Origin of the sequence: Arcobacter acticola (genome assembly GCF_013177675.1) — a bacterium.
GTDB lineage: Bacteria > Campylobacterota > Campylobacteria > Campylobacterales > Arcobacteraceae > Aliarcobacter > Aliarcobacter acticola.
The window spans coordinates 614467-634723 of record NZ_CP042652.1 but is presented as its reverse complement, the minus strand read 5'-3'; the positions used below and the strand labels follow the sequence as shown (position 1 = coordinate 634723).

Genomic DNA, 20257 nt, shown 5'->3' with positions numbered 1-20257 from the left:
TATGGGAATATCCTAAACTAGTAGATAAACTAAGCTTTGGTAAATACTGAGTTTTTGTTTTTTATAACTTGTATCTAACATTTTTATTTTTGAATTTTCTTGAGACAATTCTAAGTTGTTTGCTAAAAATTCTTCTTTTGAAATATTTTTAAAATCTATTATTTCTATCTCTTGATATTTTAGATTTGTATATTTTGATAATTCATATTCTTTATCTTTTAATGAATTTTTCAAAGAAATATTTTCTTTAAATTGAGTATTTTTGGAAATAATTGCATTATTTAAATCAATAATATCTAAAGAACCAGCTTCATATTGAATCTTTTTTATAATCAGTTCTATTTCTTTATTTTGAAGCTTATATTCACTTTGTTCAATTTGCAAGTTTAATATTGATATCTCAAGTAAGTAATTAATCAAAATTAATGTCTTGTTTTATAAGCTAGTTTTAGCTATAATACTATATGAGATATATAAGTAATTTAAATAATAAAACAGTAAAAGAATTAGAAAAAATAGTAAAAAATGGTAGTTCATTGCAATTAAGACAAAGAGCTAAATCTATACTTTTAAGTAATGAAGGTATAACAGTAAAAGAGATATGCAAAATATTCAATAAGTCAACAAGAACAGTTTATAGATGGTTTGATAGATTCAAAGAAGAACAAATAGAAAATTTATCTGATGAAATTGGTCGTGGTAGAAAACCAGCACTAAATGAAAATGATATTGATAAAGTAAAAAAACTTATTGAAACAAATAGTATCAAAGAGACTTGTATAGCTCTTAATAAAGAGTCAAAAAGAGTTAAAAAAGTATCACCTCAAATCTTAAAAAGATATTTAAAAAAATATACAATATAGTTTTAAAAGAGCTAGAAACACTATATTTAAAGAGAAGAAGTGGATGAATTATTCTTCCAAAAAAGCTCAAATACTTAATGTTTTAAGCTGGTCTGCTAAAGATTGGATTGATACATATTATTTTGATGAGAGTGGTTTTTCACTTGATTCAAATATCCCTTATTATTGGTCACCAATAGGTAAGCCAGTAGAAATTCCATCAAATAGATTTGCAAAAAGAATAAATGTTTTAGGGTTTTTAAATACAAAGAATAATCATCTCTTTTCGAAAACTACAATAACAAAAGTAGATACACAAGTTGTTATAGATTTCTTTAATGATTTTGTAAATCAGATTACAAAAACTACTGTTGTCATACTTGATAATGCATCTATTCACACAAGTAAGCTTTTTAAAGCAGAGATAGAAAAGTGGGAGAAGCTTGGACTACAATTATTATTTTTACCACCATATTCACCTGAACTAAATAAAATAGAAATATTGTGGAAACATATGAAATATCACTATCATAAACTAGAAGCTTATTTATCATTTGATAATTTACATAAACATGTTAAAAATTTATTAGCTGGCTTTGGAACTAATTATGACATTAATTTTAAGTAGGTACTTAGTGTTTCATAAACAGCTTGCAGTATTTGATTATTAATATTTTCCCAAGAAAGTAAATCATAATTATATTTATCTTTTGCATATTGAATTGATAATTCAATCCCCCCTGATTCATAAATACTTTGGGAAAAACCAATTGACATATTTTTTGATAACTTATCATTTTCATCAATATTTGAATAATTTCTATTTAAACTTGAACTAATAGTAATAGGTGAAATCCAATCATTTTTTAAACTTTTATAGCTAGTTTCGATGATTTTTTTTTCTAAATTCCTTAACTCTTTTTTATCATTTTGTAATACATCTAATCCATTTGCAAGTGCAAAATTACAAAATAATGAGTAAATTAATATCTTACGCAAAGCCCTTCCTTCTGTTTTTTAAGAATTATATATAAGGTTTTTTAATGATTTTTTAATGAAATATCTTTTTTTACTTAATTTAGATAATTATTATCAATTATACACTTTCCAATTAAAATAGAGTTTGAAAATATTTGGCTTAAAAAATTTGCAACTCAAAATAAAGAATTAATTAAAATCATAGAAGAAGCAAAAAAGAAAATACAAAAGTAATATTTATACAAAGATAGAGATTATTTAGCAAAATTCTCAATACTTGGAGATAATGATTTATGATTTCTAAAAATTAAATTCTATATTTTTATATTCAATTAAGATAATTATTATCAATATTATATTAAGATTCGCATATGGAAAATAAAAAAAGTTTACTAATCATCTTTACACTGATAATTTCAGCGCATTTATTACTATTCGCAAATTTGGACCTTGAAGAAAAAGTTGTTGTTGCACAAAATAAACCAGCAGTTAATATTTCAAAAATAAATCTAAAAAATGTAGTAATCAAAAAGCCTGAACCAAAAGTAGAACCTGTTGTGGAGCCTATTGTTGAGAAAATCATAGAAAAACCTTTACCTGAAACTAAAAGTAAAAATATAGTAAAGCAAGAAAAGAAAAAAGAAAAAAAGATAAAAGAAGTAAAAAAAGTTGAAAAAAAAGTTCTAAAGGAAGTAGAGAAAACCCAAGAAGTTAAAGTTGAACAAAAAGCTGAACCTCAAGTACAAGAATTAGCTTCAAAAGAAGTGCTTAAACAAAAAGATACAATAGATCCAAGCCAAATAGAAGCCTTAGAAAATGAGTATTTATCAAAACTTAGATATTTAATTGAAAAAAATAAAATCTATCCACAAAGTGCAAAAAGACTCAATCAAATGGGAAAAGTTCATGTTTGTTTTGTTATTTCAAAAGATGGACAAATCAAAGATGTAAAAGTTGTAAAAGATTCAAACTACAAAAGATTAAATGAAGCAGCTTTAGAGATTCTTGCAAAGATTAATAGATTTGAGCCAATACCTGAAAAATTAAATAAGAACTCTTGGGAAATAACAGTTCCAATAGTTTATCAAATAACAAGGAGTTAAGAAATGGGTGTTGATTTAATTACTTATATCGACAGAGGTGGAATAATAGTTTATATTCTAATTTTTTTAAATATTATTGGTTTTACAATTATGTTTTGGAAACTTGTAGTAATTGCACTATCTAGCAATAAAAGAGAGTTTTTAATAAATGAGATAATCACTTTTGCAAAAGAGAATAATGAAGAATTTAAAAAAGATTCTATTGAAAATTTTATAAATAGAAAAATAAGAAAATTAGAGTTTGGATTAAACACTGTAAAAATCATAGCTTCTATTGCCCCATTATTAGGACTTTTAGGAACGGTAATTGGAGTTTTAGATTCATTTGATTCTATTACAAAAAGTGGATTAGGTGATCCTTCTATATTTTCAAGTGGAATTTCAGTTGCTTTGATTACTACAATTGCTGGATTAATTGTGGCGATTCCTCACTATATAGGATATAACTATATTGTTGGTATTTTAGATGATATTGAGCTAAAAATCCAAAAAGAGGTTCTTAAAAAGATATGAAAAAAAGAGAAATATTAACTCCTGATATTACACCACTTATAGATGTTGTTTTTATTCTTTTAATATTTTTTATTGTTTCTTCTGTATTTAAAAAAGATGAGTTGGCTTTAGTTTTAAATCTTCCAACCTCAAGTGCGCAAGAGATTGAACTTAAGCAAAAAGAATTAATTATTGAATTAAATAGTGATAAATTAGCTGTTTATGGTAAAGAGATTACTTTAGAGTTGTTAGAACAAGAAATAGCTGCAATAGAAGATAAAGAAAAAAATATAATTTTTAGAATTGATAAAGAAGTAAAATATGAAAAAATAATTGAAGTTCTTGAAGTCCTTCAAAAACATCAACTATTTAACATATCTTTAATAACTGACACTAAAAAGTAGTAGATAATTATCTATTACTTTTTACAATGTTCTGCGTAATATTCACCAAAATTTAAACCTGTTCCGCTTCTATCATTTTTAACTGTGTATTTTGTAACAACAGGATTACACTCATCAATCCAAGAGTATAAATCATAAATTTTTACAGTTTTAAATCCCATTTGTCTAAATGTTTGAGCTTCTATTGATGCTCTTGCTGCTGAATTACAAACAACAATTATCTTGTCTTTTATCAGTTTTCCATCATCATCTGTAACAAAATTCTCAATTGCAACTTCTGGAGTTTGTCGACCTACTCTTTGACTACCTTTTATAAAAGCTCCAGCCCATTCTTCAGCCGTTCGTACATCAACTACCGCCCAGTCTTTTTCTTTTAATGCCATTTTTACTTCATCTGTAGTTGCATATAAACCATTTTTCTTTGCATCATCTTTTAATGATTTTGATAAATTATCATAATTGATAAATTCATTTGCAAATAAACTACTAGCTAATAATCCCATTGATAAAACTATTTTTGAAAACTTCATAAACATCCTTTAGTAATATTATGTAAGTTTTAGTCTATATAAAAAAAGGTTAATTTTTTATAAAAATCATAACTATAATTTATATAATAATTATAATTAAATATTATATAAATTGTTTTATCTTTTCAAAAATCTCTTTTAACTTTTTTAAATCAAAATTTGTTTCACCTAACTTTGATTTACTTTCAATATCTTGTAAAATATCAACAGCATCTTTCATTACTAGATTTGCACAAGAACCTTTTAAATAGTGTGCAGTTTGTGATATCTTGTTACTATCTTTTAAATCAATGGCTTCTTGAATATTATTTATATCACTGTCTAAAGTTAAAAAGAAATTATCAAGTAACATATCAATAGTAATTTCATCTAAGCCTAGTTGATTTATTGCATCATTTTTATCGAAAGTTAAAACAAATTCTTCTAGCGGCTCTTTTTTTTCAATATTTTGCATTTGTATATTATCCATTTTCATTTCAATATTTTTTTCTTTAATATTTAAAGATAGATAGGTATTAAGTATCTGCTTTAACTTATTCATATTAATAGGTTTTGTCAAATAATTGTCCATACCTAAATCCAAGAATTTTTCTCTATCACCTTTTATTACATTTGCTGTTAATGCAACAATTGGAATAAATATTAAGTCATTGTTTTTCTCATATTCTCTTATTTGATTAAAGGCACTTACTCCATCAACAATAGGCATATTAATATCCATAAGAATCAAATTATAAGAATCATTCTTGTACTCATTAATAGCCTCTTGACCATTTGAAACTATTTTATAATTTAAGTTTAGATTTTCAAGTATATACTTAATCAATTGTTGATTTAAAACATTATCTTCAGCAACTAAAATTTTTCCATAAAATGTATCATTAGGAACTATCTCTTCTTTTTTTTCTTCAAGAATACTTACACCACTGTCACAAACACTTACTTCTAAATCAAACCAAAATGAACTTCCTAAATCTATTTTACTTGAAACTTCAATTTTTGATCCTAATAATTTAACAATATGACTACTAATACTTAGTCCAAGTCCTGTTCCCTCATATTGTCTATTTGATTCATTATCCACTTGAATAAAAGGTTCAAAAATATTTAATAGCTTGTTTGAGGGAATACCAATACCATTATCTTTTACTAAAAATCTTAATTTTATTAATTCATCTTTATTTTCAATAAGTAATACTTCAAAATCAATTTCACCATCTAATTTAGTAAATTTAATTGCATTATTAATAAGATTTGATAAAACTTGCCTAATTCTAATTCCATCACTCAATACACAATTTGGAATATCTTTGTTGATTTTAAAATTAAAGTTAATGTTTTTTTCATCAGCTTTATTAGAAAAAAGTTCATATACATTTTTACAAACTTCATTGATATTTGTTTCTTTGATATTAATATCAAAATTACCACTTTCTATTTTTGAAATATCCAAAATATCATTTATAATTGATAATAAAGATTTTGCACTCTCTTCAATTATTGAAGAGTATTTTTTAGCAGAGTCATCTATATCAGAGTTATTAGCTAATAGTTCTGAAAAACCTATAATTGAATTAAGAGGAGTTCTTATTTCATGGCTCATATTTGCTAAGAATGTAGATTTTACCTTATCAGAATTTTGTGCTTTTAAAAGAGCTTCTTTTAAAGATTCCGTTCTATTTTCTACTTCTTTTTCTAATGTTTCATTTATTTGTAATAACTCTTTAGTTTTTTCATCAACCTTATCTTCTAAATGGTCATTTAACTCTTTTTGTGTTGAAATTAAAGTACTAATCTCTTTTGCCATATCATTAAACGAACTTTCAAGTTCACCTATTTCATCTTTTGAAGTAACTTTAATTCTGTAATCTAACTCATTATTTGCAAATTTTTTTGTACCAATTAGAAGATTATTTATTTTTGATATTATATAATCCGACATCCAAACTGCAATAAATATAATTATTAATACTAAGGTTAAAGTAATAATAGTTAGTTCATTAATTAACAAAGTAATAAAATCTTCAATTTCAACTTGATTGGAACTTACTATTGTTTGCATACTTTTTGTTTGGTTTTCTAATATACTCAAAACATCTTCTTTTGTTTTATTAGCAGCAGAATGAAAATCATCTACACTAGCACCTATTGATACAAATCCGAATCCTCTTTTTGTATTAGCATATTTACCTGTATAATAAGGGATCGTTGCAGCTGTTGTTAGTTTCCATACATTACTCCAATTTATGATAAAAGAACCATATCCACCATTTTGGGTTAATTGCATCCAACCTTCACATTGTGGTGCAAAATTTAAATATCTACAATCTAAACCAACATTTCCATCTTCTTTTAATTGTTTTAAATTAGGTTTTTTACTAAGACTTTGCTCTTCAAATATTGGATAATCTTTTAAAAACTCATTTATATCTTTTTTTGAAGCATAATATTTTTCAGCCAAATCAGCACTAAGCCAAGGCATTACTTTTTGCCCAGTACTTCTGTCATATCCCATAATTGAATAATCTCTTGGATGAGAAATATTTTTTCCCTCATAATCCCACATAAAAGCATAATTACCCAATCTTGCATCTGAAATATTTTGTTTTACACTATTTCCTGTAGGATTTGAAGTATCTGTAAACTCTCTTACGTGTCTATGATCCAAAGCCATTGAAACATATCCTGTTTTAAGACCATTTTTATATACAGGAGTTATAAATCTTACAATTCCTTCAAATCTTTTTCCTAATGGATTTTCAATTCCTGCATAAGCAGACTTTTCTGGTTCAAACTCAATACCTGCTTTTTTTGCTTTCTCTTTTGTATAATAACCTATTATTTTTGAACCAACATACTCACCAATTACATCTGAAACATATATTTCATTCTCTTTTAATTTACTAATCTCTTCAAAATAAGTCTCTGAGTTCACATAGGTATTTTTTTTATCTGATAAATCTAATTTATTTTCATTAATAGAAGAAACTTTATATATCTCTTTTCCATCTAAATCAAAATAGTTAAGCTCTTTGTAAATGGGTATAGATTTTATTTTAAATTCCAAAGGATCAATATAATTAAACTCTTTTTCATTATCTTTCAAATTTGCTTTAGTATTAACTCTTTGCTCTTTTATTATTTGTTCATTATTTTTATATTCACTGCTACTATTATCATAATAATATTTACCATGGATTGTAATATTTTTATTTTTAACTTCATAAAATTTTTCTAATGTTTTTTGATTTAATTCAAGTTTAGATAAAAGAAGTATATCGTTATCTCTTTCATATAAAAACTCTGCAATTTTATTTGCAATTTCATAGGAGATTTTTTCTAATGATTCTTGAGATTTTTTATCTAAATTTTTTATACTATCTTCAATAGATAAATTAGCAGTATTTTGTATAATATTTTTACTTTGATCAAAAAGTAATTTAGTACTATTGTTTAAGTATAAATCTAATTTCATCACCCCATTGTACGCTATATAGGATATTGCTAAAAGAGGTATTACTTTTATAACAATAAAAAGAAATATTAGTTTTACTTTTATTCTCATATTTTTCATCTTAGTTCCCCTTTAAATCTTTTTTTATTTTATTAAATAACCCTATTAACTCTTTAAGACTAAAATCATATTTAAAATCTTTTGATTCTTTTTCTATTTTTTCTAAAATAAAAGCACAATCATCCATTCCTAAATTTGAACAGCTACCTTTAATATAATGAGCCATTTTTGATATCTCATCACAATTCTTTGAATCTATTGCTTTTTGCAATTTTTCTAAATCATTATCTAAAGTTAAAAAGAAATTATCTAACAACATATCTATTGTTAAATCATCTAAAAAGAGTCGTTCTTTAATAATATTTTTACTAAATTTCTTTTCTGGAGTAATATTTTTTTCAATATAATTTAGTTTTTTCTCATTATTCTGTAAATATTTTTTTATTATATTTACTAATTTATCAAAATCAATTGGTTTAGATAAATAATCATCCATGCCAGATGATAAATATTTTTCTTTATCTCCTGCTATTGAATTTGCAGTTAATGCAATAATTGGGATTTTATAATATTCATTTTGTATTTCTCTTATTATTTTAGTAGCTTTTATACCATCAATAATAGGCATATTTATATCCATTAAAATCAAATCAAATTTTCTTTTTTTATACATATCAATTGCTTGTTGACCATCTGATACAATAAGTGATTGTAAACCTATTTTTGACAAAAGAATTTCTATTAATTTTTGATTATTAGGATTGTCTTCAGCAACTAAAATTGTTCCTTTTAAATTCTCAAAATTTGAAGATTTATTTAAAACATTTCTATTTATTTTAGAATTTTCAGCAATTATATTATAGATTTTTGAACCATATATTGGTAAATCAACATAATAATCGATATATGATAATACAGCTTTATTTAAGCTATATTTATCCCCTATATAAACTATTTTAGAGTCAAAATTATATTTTTTAAATTCTACTAATTCTATGAGTAAATCCTGCATAGCAAAGCAGAAAAAGATATCTATCTTCTTACTTAAAGCTTCAGGAAATTCAAAAACCAAACCGATTTTTTCAAGATAATTCTTAACAATTGATTTTATATTGTCTTCATCATCAAAATGTTCAGATATAGCAAAGTTTATATCAGTTCTTTTAATATTTTCATCAATAGAATTTCCTATTTTAAAATCAACAATAAAAGAGAATTCACTACCTTTATTTAGTTCAGATTTAATTTGAATTTTTGATTTTAACATCGTAACAATATCGTTACAAATAGCTAATCCTAAGCCTGTTCCTCCAAATTTTCTTGTAATTCCTGAATCTGCTTGTGAAAATGGTTTAAAAATAAACTCTTCTTGCTCTTTACTTATACCAATACCTGTATCTTTGATTATAAAATTGATTTTTACATTTTTATCATTCTTTTCTATTACTTTTATTTCAAAATATACCTTACCATTTTCAGGAGTAAATTTAATAGCATTACTAATAAGATTTGATAAAACCTGTTGTATTCTGTAAGAATCACTTAGTATTAATTCGGGTAACAATGGGTCAAATGTATATATAAATTTAATATTTTTATCCTTAATATTTACAGAAAAAAGTTCTGTTATATGTTCTGTTAAATTAAATAATGAAAATTCAGCCTCTTCTAATTCAAATTTTCCATTCTCCATTTTTGAAATATCTAAAACATCATTAATAATATTCAATAAAGATTTTGCACTTCTTGATATTATTTTTGCATGTTCTTTTTCTTCTATATTTATATTAGATTCACATAAAATATCAGAAAATCCTATAATTGCATTTAATGGAGTCCTTATTTCATGACTCATGTTTGCTAAAAATGTTGATTTTGCTTTTTGGGCAATTTCAGCTTTTTCCTTTGCATCAACTAATTCAGTAATATCATATCTTAAAGATAAATACTCAATAATATCTCCATTATCATCTAAAATAGGAACAATTGTACTTGCTACATAATAAGACTCACCATTTCTATTTTTATTTTTCAATATTCCTTTAAAAACTTTTTTTGCTTTTATAGTATCCCATAGATTTTTGAAAAACTCTTTTGGCATATCAGGATGTCTAACAATATTATGAGGTTTAGAAATCAATTCCTCTTTTGTATAACCTGAAATTTCACAAAAAGTATCATTTACATAAGTAATAGTACCTCTTAAATCAGATTTTGAAACTATGGCACTTGCATCAACTGCTTTTTTATACTCAAGAAGAAGAAGATTGCTACTATTTAAATCTTTGGTTCTTTTTGAAACCTCTTCTTCTAATAATGCAGTTTGAAATTTAATCTCTTTTTCTCTTCTTAAAAATAAGATTGTATAGTGAAGAATAAATGATGCAATTACAAAAAGCATAAAAGCTATACTTGCTTTTATTTGAATAGGATTTAATAAAAATTGTTCTTCAAGGGGCATAATAACTTCAAAAGCACCTCTAACTTCACCTAATTTCCAATCATTTTTTGGAGTATCTATTCTATGATTATGACAATTAAGACATTCTTGAGAAGTTAAAACATCAGATACGCTAACTCTTAAAACTTTTTTATTATCTATATAATCTTCTTTTACAAATGTTTCAGAAGGATTTTCTCTTAAAAAAGATAAAGACTCTTTTTGATGTCCATCTAAAACTCTTTTTTGTCTATTTGGAAAAGGATAATCACTAAAGAAATTTACAGTAATTCCTCTTTCATTATTTAATCTTTCACTTAAATTATAAATTACTGTAGCAGGAAGAGGAAGAGTATTTGAAGCAATTTCATGGTTATAATCAATTGCAATATCTGTTTTTGATTTTAATTTTTTAACAATTGCTTCATTATAATAAGTTCTAAATATTTTTAAGTGATCAATTAAAGTTAATGATTCTAAGACAACTTTATCTTTTTGATTTTGTAAAGATAGAGTTGGTAAATAGAACATTACTAGAAGGGAAAGTATAACAGAAGATACTACAACAGGACCAATAATTGGATTTGTTATGGTTTTATAAATATATTTAATCATAAATTCTAATCTTCTTTAAATTTATTATGAATATCAATTACCTCATTTTTATTTTCTATAAATAAATCAACAAGTTTTGGATCAAAATGAACTTATTTTTCTTCTATCAAAAAATCAAAGGCTTCTTCTAAAGACCAAGCTTTTTTATATGGTCTTGAAGAAGTAAGCGCATCAAATACATCAGCAACTGCTGTAATTCTTCCAAAAATTGGAATACTTTCACCTTTTAAGCCATTTGGATAACCTGTCCCATCATATTTTTCATGGTGATTATAAGCTATTACTCCACCAGCTTTTAGATATTTACTCTTAGACCCTTTTAATATTTCATAACCTATTTTTGCGTGATTTTTCATAATTGAGAATTCATCATCATCTAATTTTCCTGGCTTTAAAAGTATATTATCAGGTATTCCAATTTTTCCTAAATCATGAAAAGGAGATGCATAAAAAATTATATCTTGAAGATTTTCATCTAAACCATATGCCCTTGCTAGTAATTTACAATAATAAGCAACTCTTTGGGTATGAGCATTTGTTTCAGGATCTTTAAATTCTGCTGTTTTACCTAACATTTGTAAAGTCTCATATTCTGATTCTTTTAGTCTAATAGTTGCTAATTTAACCTCGTCTTGCAGAAGTAATGCTTTATCTTGTAATAAAAGTTGAGATTTTCTAAGTTTAAGCATATTTATAATTCTTGCTTTAAAAGCAGGTGCATTAATTGGTTTACTTAAAAAATCATTGGCTCCATATTCTAAAGCTTTTATTTGAAGATTCATATCATCACCAACAGCAGTTAGCATGATAATAGGGGTACTTTGATTATTTTGTCTAAAACTTTGTATAAATTCTAAACCATTTATTTCGGGCATCATATAATCCACAATAACTAAATCATACTCTTTTTCAAATGATGCTTCTAAAGCTTCTTTTGGATTTAAAAAACTCTCTATTTCTAAATTAAGAATTTTCGCATAACTTTCAATAATTAAAAGATTAGTTTTATTATCATCAATAGAAAGAATTTTCATATTCTCAACATTCATTATAAACTCCTAAATATATATCAATTAGTCTAACCTACAATATAATACTTCATCCACAACAGCTCTTGCTATTTGATTGGTTTCTACAACCACATGCTCTAAATGTAAACCCTGTAAAGCCTCTTTATCAGCTTCACTTGTTACTGTTACAATAGTTTTACTATTATGTGTTAAATCACCAACTGCCTCACAAATAAGATGTAAAACTTCTGGATTATTAACAGCCACAATAACTGCGGATGCTTTTGTAATATTTACAGAATTTAATATATGCCTTTGTGCTGCATTTCCAAAAACTATTGGCTCGTTTCTCTCTTTTCCAAGTTGATAGAACTTAACATTATGTTCCAATATTACATACTTTTGACCAAAGGCTTTTAACTCTTGAACAATAGCTTGACCAAATCTTCCATATCCTAATACAACAACATGATTTTCAGTATCTTCTGAAACATTATGTGTAGTTGTAATCATCATAACATCTTCAGGAATTAATCTTGCTGCTGCTTTTGATAAATTTTTAAGAATAATTGGAGTTAAAATCATTGAAATAACAATTGTAACAATAAGAATTTGAGAATGTGTAGGATCAACTAAATTTTTACTTCTAGCTAATTCTAAAATAGCTAGTGAAAATTCACCTATTTGAATCAATGATAATGCAGTTTTAAAAGCAACTCTTTTATTATCTTCATATCTAACAAGTCCATAAATAACAGCAAATTTTATACCCATAACAACTGGTAGTAATAAAATAATCACTAAAAAATAATCATAAATTATTTGAAAACTTATTTGCATACCAACGGTAATAAAAAACACACCTAATAATATATTTCTAAAAGGAATAAGATCAGCTTCTACTTGATGTTTAAACTTTGTCTCAGCAATCATCATCCCTGCTATAAATGCTCCAAGAGAGTATGAAAATCCAAAATAATAAGCTAAATAAGCAGAACCCATAGCAAGTAATAAAACAGATGCAACAAAAAGCTCATCTGATTTAGTTTGAGATACATATCTTAAAAAAGGCTCTAATAAATGTTTACCACTAAAGTATAATAATCCAAGCAATACAGCTGCTGCAAAAATAGTTTTACCAATTGTTAAAGTTAAATTTCCTTCTTCTGTCATAGAAAAAAATGAAATCATTAATAAAATAGGGATAACTGCAATATCTTGCATAATTAAAATACCAAGAACTCTTCGTCCATAAGGTTTATTTATCTCTTTTGTTTCATTAAATGTTTTTAATACAATTGCTGTTGATGATAGAGCAAGTGCTGTTCCTATAATCATTGCTGTTTGGGTATTTAAACCAATTGCATATTTTGCAATTAAAAACACAAACATAGTTGTTATAATTATTTGTAGACTTCCTGTTAAAAAAACTTCTCTTTTCATTTTTTTTAAATGAGCAATAGAAAACTCCAATCCTATTGTAAACATTAGAAAAACAACTCCAAACTCAGCTATTTCTCTTAATTCGTGATTATTAACAGCTTCATGTAGATTGAAAGTATATGCAATAATTGTACCTGTTAGTATGTAACCAATAATAGTAGGTAAATGTACTTTTTTTAAAATTAAATTCAAAATTAATGCAATAAGCGTTGTTGATACAATAATCCCTAACATTAAATTACCTCCTTTTAATTTTATTTGTAATGCATTTGTTTGTATCCTTCTAACCTTTTTTTATAGGCTGAATTTAACATTGCATTTTTTGAGTCTAGAAAATCTATTGCTAAACACTCTTGATTTCCTCTTCCTATTCGTCCTAAATATTGAACTAAACGGCCATAATAAGAAATAGGAGTAGCAAACATAATTGTATTTAAGTGGGGGAAGTCAATTCCTTCACCAAAATATGAAGTTGTTGCAATTATCAAAGATTTACTTTTTACTAGATTCATGTTTTCAACTTGCTCTTTTTTATTTAAGCTTCCATGAACACTAATATAATCAAAGCCCTCTTTTAAAAAATGATTTTCTAAAACATTTATATGTTCTATTCTATCAGTTAAAACTAAAATTTTTCTTTGAATATTCTCTTTTATTGCATTAATTATTAAATTATTTCTATTTTCATCTAAACATAACTCATTTATGATTGTAGCATAATTATCTGCATTACTTTCAAACTGTGTTCTAATTATTTGTAGTTTATTCGTGTGTGTTTTTTTCTTTTTATATTCATATGAAATATCACCTAATTGTTGATATAAAATTGGTTGAAGTTCATCTTTTCTATTTGGTGTTGCACTTAATCCTAAAAGATACTTACCTTTAAAATTTTTAATAATTTGCTCAAAGGTAATAGCTGGGATATGATGACATTCATCAACAATTACAAAAGAATAGTTATTTATTATATCTGGGTCATTTTTTAAACTCTGCATTGTTGCTACATCAATGATTCCATTTAGTTTATTATGACCTTTTCCTAAATAGCCAATATCTTTTTTTTCATATCCAAAATAATCTACAAATCTTTCAATCCATTGATTTAAAAGCATATTTTTATTTACAACAATTATTGTTGAGCAAGCCCTAATTTCGAATATTTTTGCGCCTATTAGTGTTTTTCCAAAACCAGGAGGTGCAACACAAATTGATAAATCAGTTTTTTTTATCTCTTTAATTGCATCATTTTGTTCAGGTCTCAAATTAAAGGTAACTTTTCTTGTTTCAATTTGTTTAAAATATCTATTATCAATAAATGAAAATGAAACAGCATTGATATTGAAAAAATCAATTATCTGTTCTTTTAAACCACGAGGAAGAATAAGATAAGTTTCATTCTCTTCAAATGATTTGATATATTTAGGAGTATTATATAATGGCTTTCGTAAACTTAAAAGTGTTTTTATTTGAGGGTTTTCAAAAGTTGCAAATGATTTTAATTTATTTATTAATGATTTTGATAAATTTAACGTTGGGATGTAAATGGAATCATCTAAAAGTATTTCAATCGTATTTAATGGAAATACTATTTTTTTATACTCTTTATCATGACTAACAACACTTGTACTCTCTCCAAAACTAGAAACAATAACAGATGATACTTTTTGTACATTGTTTAAAACTTGCCATTGATCATCATAGATTTTATTTGTATTTACATCTATAAATATGGTTTTATTCTTATCTCTGTATTTTAAATTTAATGGAAGTTCCAAAGAATTGCCTAAACTCTCTTTTGTAGCAAATTCTTTATTTGGATAGATTTTAGCTGTGATATTTGCTTTTCTTAAAATATAAGATGCAAAATTAAAAACAATTTTTGAAGAGATTTCTTCTTCTAAAAAAATCCATACAAATAAGGAATTATATGAATTCAACTCATAATAGGCTTTTATATTTAGAGAGTTTAATGCAATTTGTAATTTAAATTTATCTTCATCAAGAATTTCAAATACCACAAATTTTGACATATTCTTTTGATTTATGCAATAGGTCGCTAAAAAAGAAATTCCTCTTAAATGCTCTTCTATTTCTCTATTTGTAAAGGGTAAATAATCTTCACCCCTAAAAGTACTAGTTACAGGATAAAAACCTTGTTTACTTCCATCTTGACTTACCCATTTTTTAGCAAAAATATCAAATCTTCCTATAAATAAAGATTTGAAAAGTTCTATTTTTTCATCTTTTGAAAACTTCTTTTTAACTAAAACTGATTCTTTTTCAGCTTTTATTTGCTCTTTTACAAGCTCTATTTCTTCTTCAATTTTATTCTTCTGAATATAAAGATTTTCTAATTGTATTTCAAGATTTGTCATCATAACCAATCAAAGTTAAAAAATTTTCAACAACTAAAAATGAACCAAAAACTAAGTATTCTTCATTTTCATCTATTTTAATTGTATCATCACTTAGTAAATTTAATTGCTCTATAACTTTTAATAAAGATTTTTTTTCAACTACTCTTTTATCTTCTAAAGGAATTATGATAATTTTTTTTATAATTGGTTTTAATATTTTCAAAACCTCTTCATAATCTTTATCTTTGTATGAATTATAAATAAGTGTGATTTTCTTATTTTCAAACTCTTTTACAATAACATGTGCAGCAAGGGGATTATGCCCCACATCTATAGTTATATTTGATCTTAATTTTTGACATCTTCCAAATAGTTTTACATCATCAAATAATGTTAAATCAATATCTATTTTCAACTCATTTAAACAAGTAATTACTAAGTGTAAATTTCTTTTTAAATATGAAGCAAATTTATCATTTATATTATATTTTTCAAACTCTTTAATCTCTATTATTTCTATATTTCTATTTCTTTGTTCTAATATTTGCTCTTTTACTTTATATGCTGTTTTAATTACTTCATCAAAAACTTGGTATCCAATAAGCATTTTATTATCAACTGAACGCATTTTTGTAGCTGCAATTTCACTTACTGTATTTCCTAAAAAACTTTGATGATCAAGACCTATTGTTGTAATTAATGATAAGTTATTTTCTACCACATTTGTAGCATCAAATTCTCCACCAAGCCCCGCTTCTAAAACTAGATAATCAAAATCTTTTGATAAATAAAATGCTAATAATGTTGTATATTCAAAATAAGTTAATTTACTTAATAAATCTATTGGATATAACTCTTGTAAGAATTTATGGGCATCTTGTAAATTTTCATCACTAACATCATTCCCATTTATCCAAATTCTTTCATTGAATTTCATTATATGAGGAGAGCTATAGTGTAAAACTTTGTAGTCTTTTTTATGTAAATAGTGGGCTAAAAATCTTCCCGTACTTCCTTTTCCATTTGTTCCAACTATATGAATAACAAAAGGAAGAGTTATTTTTTTAGATAATAAATCCCAAGAAGATTTTACTATTGTAAAATCTATCTTGTCGTAATAAAGAGTTTTATGTTCCAAAAACTCTTCTAATGTAGCTTTCTTTAAATCAACTTGCATGTTTATTTAAATGAAGATACTGCAATTTTTGATAAAACTTCATCAAAGGCATTTTGTGCAGATTGAGTAATTGCAGCATATCTTTTTGTTTCAGTAATTGTTTCTCCATCATCAACAGAGAAATCATATTCACCATCAACGGTAAATGATTTTCTAATTCCATCATCTTTTCTATAGTATTTAACACCAAGAACAACAACAGCATTATATAGTTTGTTATATCCATCTGAAGTATATGATAATGTTTGCATAGATATAGAGTTTATAGAAATATCCATTACAACATCTGCATTTTCTTCACTATTAACTAAGTTAGAGCCTAGTTTTTGAATCAATAATTTATTCATTTCATCTTTTACTATAACAGAGTTCTTTGGATCAGATAAACTAACAAGTGTTCTTACAAAAACATTACCTTCCATCTCTTTTTTTGCATAATAACTTGATGGTTTATATCCACAAGATACCAAAGAAAAACATATTGCAAAAGTAAAAATTACAAACAGCACTTTTTTAAAAATATGCATATTTTTCATTATCCTTTTATTACGAAGTTCACAAGTTTATTAGGAACTACGATTTCTTTTATAAGCTCACTTGTACCCAACCATTTAGCTGCTGCTTTTTTTGCAAGAACTAAAATTTCTTCTTTAGAAGTATCAGGTGCTACTTCAATTTCACATCTTTTTTTACCATTAACTGTAACTGCTAAAATAATAGCATCAAGAGTAAATACTTCTTCTTTTATTTCTAATTTTTTATCGAAATTTGAAAGTTTGAACAATTGATTTGACAATTCCCAAGAAGCATGGGGGATAATAGGTTCTAAAATATTTGTTAGAACATAATAACCTTCACTCCAAACAGCTTCATTTTTTTGAGCTTGTAAGGCATTTAAAGCTTCCATACAAGAGGCAATCAAAGTATTAAAAGTATAAGTTTTTGTAAATACTTCATTTGATTTTACAAGTGCTTCATAAACTTTTTTTCTAGCTTCTTTTTCTTCTTTATTTAAAGAAGAATGATTTATTGATGCAAAAGTATCTAAACCATCTTGTGTAACATTTGCAGCTCTTTCATAGAATTTTTTAATAAATCTATAAGCCCCATCAACTGCACTATCATTCCATTCTAATTCTTTTGTAGGAGGGGCCGCAAACATCATAAATAATCTTGCAGTATCAGCTCCATATTTTTCAACAATTAAATCAGGATCAACAACATTTCCTTTTGATTTTGACATCTTAGCACCATCTTTTAAAACCATACCTTGAGTAAGTAGTTTTTTAAATGGTTCTCTTGAGTTTGTATAACCTAAATCATTTAATACTTTTGTAAAGAATCTTGCATATAAAAGGTGTAAAATCGCATGTTCAATTCCACCAATATATTGATCAACATTCATCCAATAGTCACTATCAGATTCTGAAATACCTACATCATTCCAAGATTTTGGGTTTGTTGCATATCTTAAAAAATACCAAGAAGATTGAACAAAAGTATCTAATGTATCTGTTTCTCTAAGAGCTGGTTTCCCACAAGATGGACAAGCACAATGTTTCCAAGTCGGATGTAAATCTAATGGATTTCCCTCACCTGTAATTTCAACATCTTCTGGTAATGCAATTGGAAGATTTTCAATTTTTTCAGCAACTAAACCACAATCGTCACAATGAACAAATGGAATTGGAGCTCCCCAATATCTTTGTCTTGAAACACCCCAATCTCTTAGTTTAAAATTAACTTGTTTTGTACCAACAGAATTTTGTTCAAAATGATAAATTATTGCTTTTTTAGCTTTTGTATTTGGAAGTCCCGTAAAACTCTCACTATCAATTAACTTACCTTCCCCTGTGTATGCTTCTGTTTGATTTTCAATAATTCCCTCAGGGCCAACAATTACTTGTTTTATAGGTAAATCATATTTTTTTGCAAATTCAAAATCCCTTTGATCATGAGCAGGAACTGCCATAACAGCTCCTCCACCATAAGAGCTAAGAACAAAATTTGCTACCCAAACAGGTATTAATGCACCTGTTAATGGATGAACAACATCAATTTCCAAAGAAATTCCTTCTTTATCTTGAGTTGCTCTATCCCTTTCACTAATTTTTTGCATATCTTTTATAGCTTTAATTTTTTTCTCAGGCAATAAATTATTTTCTACCATATATTTTACTATTGGATGTTCAGGTGCAAGTGCAGAGTAAGAAACCCCATAAATAGTATCAGGACGTGTAGTAAATACAAAATATTTAGTAAATGATCTTTCTAGTTTTGATTTTGAATCATGTGATAATTCAAATTTAAACTCTAAACCTTCACTTCTTCCAATCCAATTTTCTTGCATTGTTAAAACTTTTGATGGCCAGTCATTTTTTAATAGGTCTAAATCATCTAATAATTCTTGAGCATATTTAGTAATTCCTACGTAATATCCAGGCATCTCTTTTTGCTCTACTTCATTATCACATCTCCAACAACAACCCTCTTCTACTTGCTCATTTGCTAAAACTGTGTGACACTCTTCACACCAGTTTACTATAGTTGATTTTCTATAAAGTAGTTTTTCTTCATACATTTTAATAATGAACTCTTGTTCCCATTTTGTATAAAGTTCATCTGAAGTTGCAAATTCTCTAGTTTCAGAGAAAGAAAGACCTAAAGCTTTTAATTCATCTCTCATATAATCGATATTTTCGTAAGTCCATTTTTTGGGATGTAGTTTATTTTTAATTGCTGCATTTTCAGCTGGCATTCCAAAACTATCCCAACCAATTGGGTGTAAAACGTTATAATCAGATTTTCTAAAATGTCTTGCAAATGCATCACCTAAACAATAGTTTCTAACATGTCCCATATGTATTCTTCCACTTGGATATGGGAACATACTTAATATGTATTTTTTTTCTTTTGTTTGATCATCACTTGGCTCAAAAGATTGATTTTCACTCCAAAAATTTTGCCATTTTTTTTCAATATCTTTTGAATTATATTCCATTAAAACTCTTCCTTGTCTTGACTTTTTGCGCTTTCTATCAATGCTAATGCAACAGAGAAAATATTAGCAACTATTGCACCAATAGCTAAAGATATAGTTAAAGGCAAATCATTTGTAAATGTAAGTACCAAAAATGCTGGGATTAGATGTAAATCAGCAACTAACGAACTAGCAAGCAATTCAGCTGCGAGCAAATTTTTAACACCGAGTTTAAGTATTGTTGAAATCACATTAACACCTGCTGCTACAAATAAGGCAATTGTATTTGGTTCATATAAGAACCCTGCTGTTGTTGTTAAAGACATTAGTGAAAAGAAAATATAGGTTACTTTACCCCAATCCATTTTT

At 25.9% G+C, this 20257-nt stretch carries 17 protein-coding genes; 5 read left to right on the top strand and 12 right to left on the bottom strand.

Translation table 11 applies throughout. The annotated features are described in order from the left end of the window. Nucleotides 1-12: 12 nt before the first annotated feature. Nucleotides 13-420, bottom strand: coding sequence for a hypothetical protein (locus AACT_RS15505; RefSeq protein ID WP_228720527.1), 408 nt, complete (start codon nt 418-420; stop codon nt 13-15). A gap of 44 nt (nt 421-464) precedes the next feature. On the opposite strand from AACT_RS15505, the gene AACT_RS03295 reads away from it, so the two are divergent. Both AACT_RS03295 and AACT_RS03290 read left to right on the top strand, forming a co-directional pair. After that, entirely contained in the window at nt 465-863 is a 399-nt protein-coding gene (locus tag AACT_RS03295; protein ID WP_172126026.1) for a helix-turn-helix domain-containing protein, read from the top strand. 43 nt (nt 864-906) lie between these two features. After that, the gene (locus tag AACT_RS03290; RefSeq protein ID WP_172124293.1) at nt 907-1470 is read left to right on the top strand and encodes an IS630 family transposase; all 564 of its coding nucleotides are present in this window, start codon (nt 907-909) and stop codon (nt 1468-1470) included. Here the strand turns inward: AACT_RS03290 and AACT_RS03285 are convergent. After that, nucleotides 1449-1841 (bottom strand): TolC family protein, encoded by a 393-nt coding sequence (locus AACT_RS03285; RefSeq protein ID WP_172124936.1) that lies wholly within the window; start codon nt 1839-1841, stop codon nt 1449-1451. The two genes, AACT_RS03290 and AACT_RS03285, sit on opposite strands and share 22 nt — an antisense overlap. 350 nt (nt 1842-2191) lie before the next feature. Here AACT_RS03285 and AACT_RS03280 point away from each other — a divergent pair, with 350 nt between their 5' ends. From AACT_RS03280 to AACT_RS03270, 3 genes are read left to right on the top strand one after another with little or no spacing between them, the layout of a single operon-like run. Next, nucleotides 2192-2923, top strand: coding sequence for an energy transducer TonB (locus AACT_RS03280; protein ID WP_172124934.1), 732 nt, complete (start codon nt 2192-2194; stop codon nt 2921-2923). A gap of 3 nt (nt 2924-2926) precedes the next feature. Then, the gene (locus tag AACT_RS03275) at nt 2927-3436 is read left to right on the top strand and encodes a MotA/TolQ/ExbB proton channel family protein (RefSeq protein ID WP_172124932.1); all 510 of its coding nucleotides are present in this window, start codon (nt 2927-2929) and stop codon (nt 3434-3436) included. After that, entirely contained in the window at nt 3433-3819 is a 387-nt protein-coding gene (locus AACT_RS03270) for an ExbD/TolR family protein (protein ID WP_172124930.1), read from the top strand. Before AACT_RS03275 ends, AACT_RS03270 begins: the two co-directional genes overlap by 4 nt. A 14-nt stretch (nt 3820-3833) precedes the next feature. On the opposite strand, the gene AACT_RS03265 is transcribed toward AACT_RS03270, so the two are convergent. The 10 genes from AACT_RS03265 to AACT_RS03220 form a co-directional block, all read right to left on the bottom strand. Continuing rightward, the gene (locus AACT_RS03265; protein ID WP_172124928.1) at nt 3834-4349 is read right to left on the bottom strand and encodes a rhodanese-like domain-containing protein; all 516 of its coding nucleotides are present in this window, start codon (nt 4347-4349) and stop codon (nt 3834-3836) included. Between the two features lie 103 nt (nt 4350-4452). After that, nucleotides 4453-7923, bottom strand: a complete 3471-nt coding sequence (locus tag AACT_RS03260; protein ID WP_172124926.1) for an ATP-binding protein — start codon at nt 7921-7923, stop codon at nt 4453-4455. A gap of 1 nt (nt 7924) precedes the next feature. Next, on the bottom strand, nt 7925-10918 hold the full coding sequence (locus AACT_RS03255) for a response regulator (protein ID WP_172124924.1): 2994 nt from the start codon (nt 10916-10918) through the stop codon (nt 7925-7927). 92 nt (nt 10919-11010) lie between these two features. Beyond that, nucleotides 11011-11967, bottom strand: a complete 957-nt coding sequence (locus AACT_RS03250) for an HD domain-containing phosphohydrolase (protein ID WP_216658216.1) — start codon at nt 11965-11967, stop codon at nt 11011-11013. A 24-nt stretch (nt 11968-11991) separates the two neighbouring features. After that, the gene (locus tag AACT_RS03245) at nt 11992-13605 is read right to left on the bottom strand and encodes a cation:proton antiporter (RefSeq protein ID WP_172124922.1); all 1614 of its coding nucleotides are present in this window, start codon (nt 13603-13605) and stop codon (nt 11992-11994) included. 20 nt (nt 13606-13625) lie between these two features. After that, on the bottom strand, nt 13626-15752 hold the full coding sequence (locus tag AACT_RS03240; protein ID WP_228720526.1) for a DEAD/DEAH box helicase: 2127 nt from the start codon (nt 15750-15752) through the stop codon (nt 13626-13628). Continuing rightward, on the bottom strand, nt 15736-16908 hold the full coding sequence (locus AACT_RS03235; protein WP_172124920.1) for a folylpolyglutamate synthase/dihydrofolate synthase family protein: 1173 nt from the start codon (nt 16906-16908) through the stop codon (nt 15736-15738). The genes AACT_RS03240 and AACT_RS03235 overlap by 17 nt, the downstream gene beginning before the upstream one ends. A 2-nt stretch (nt 16909-16910) precedes the next feature. Next, nucleotides 16911-17435: an LPS assembly lipoprotein LptE gene (gene lptE, locus AACT_RS03230; RefSeq protein ID WP_172124918.1), complete on the bottom strand. Its 525-nt coding sequence runs from the start codon at nt 17433-17435 to the stop codon at nt 16911-16913. 8 nt (nt 17436-17443) lie between these two features. Further along, nucleotides 17444-19909, bottom strand: coding sequence for a leucine--tRNA ligase (leuS, locus tag AACT_RS03225; RefSeq protein WP_172124916.1), 2466 nt, complete (start codon nt 19907-19909; stop codon nt 17444-17446). Further along, nucleotides 19909-20253, bottom strand: coding sequence for a DUF6394 family protein (locus AACT_RS03220; RefSeq protein ID WP_172124914.1), 345 nt, complete (start codon nt 20251-20253; stop codon nt 19909-19911). Before AACT_RS03220 ends, leuS begins: the two co-directional genes overlap by 1 nt. Nucleotides 20254-20257: the final 4 nt, after the last annotated feature.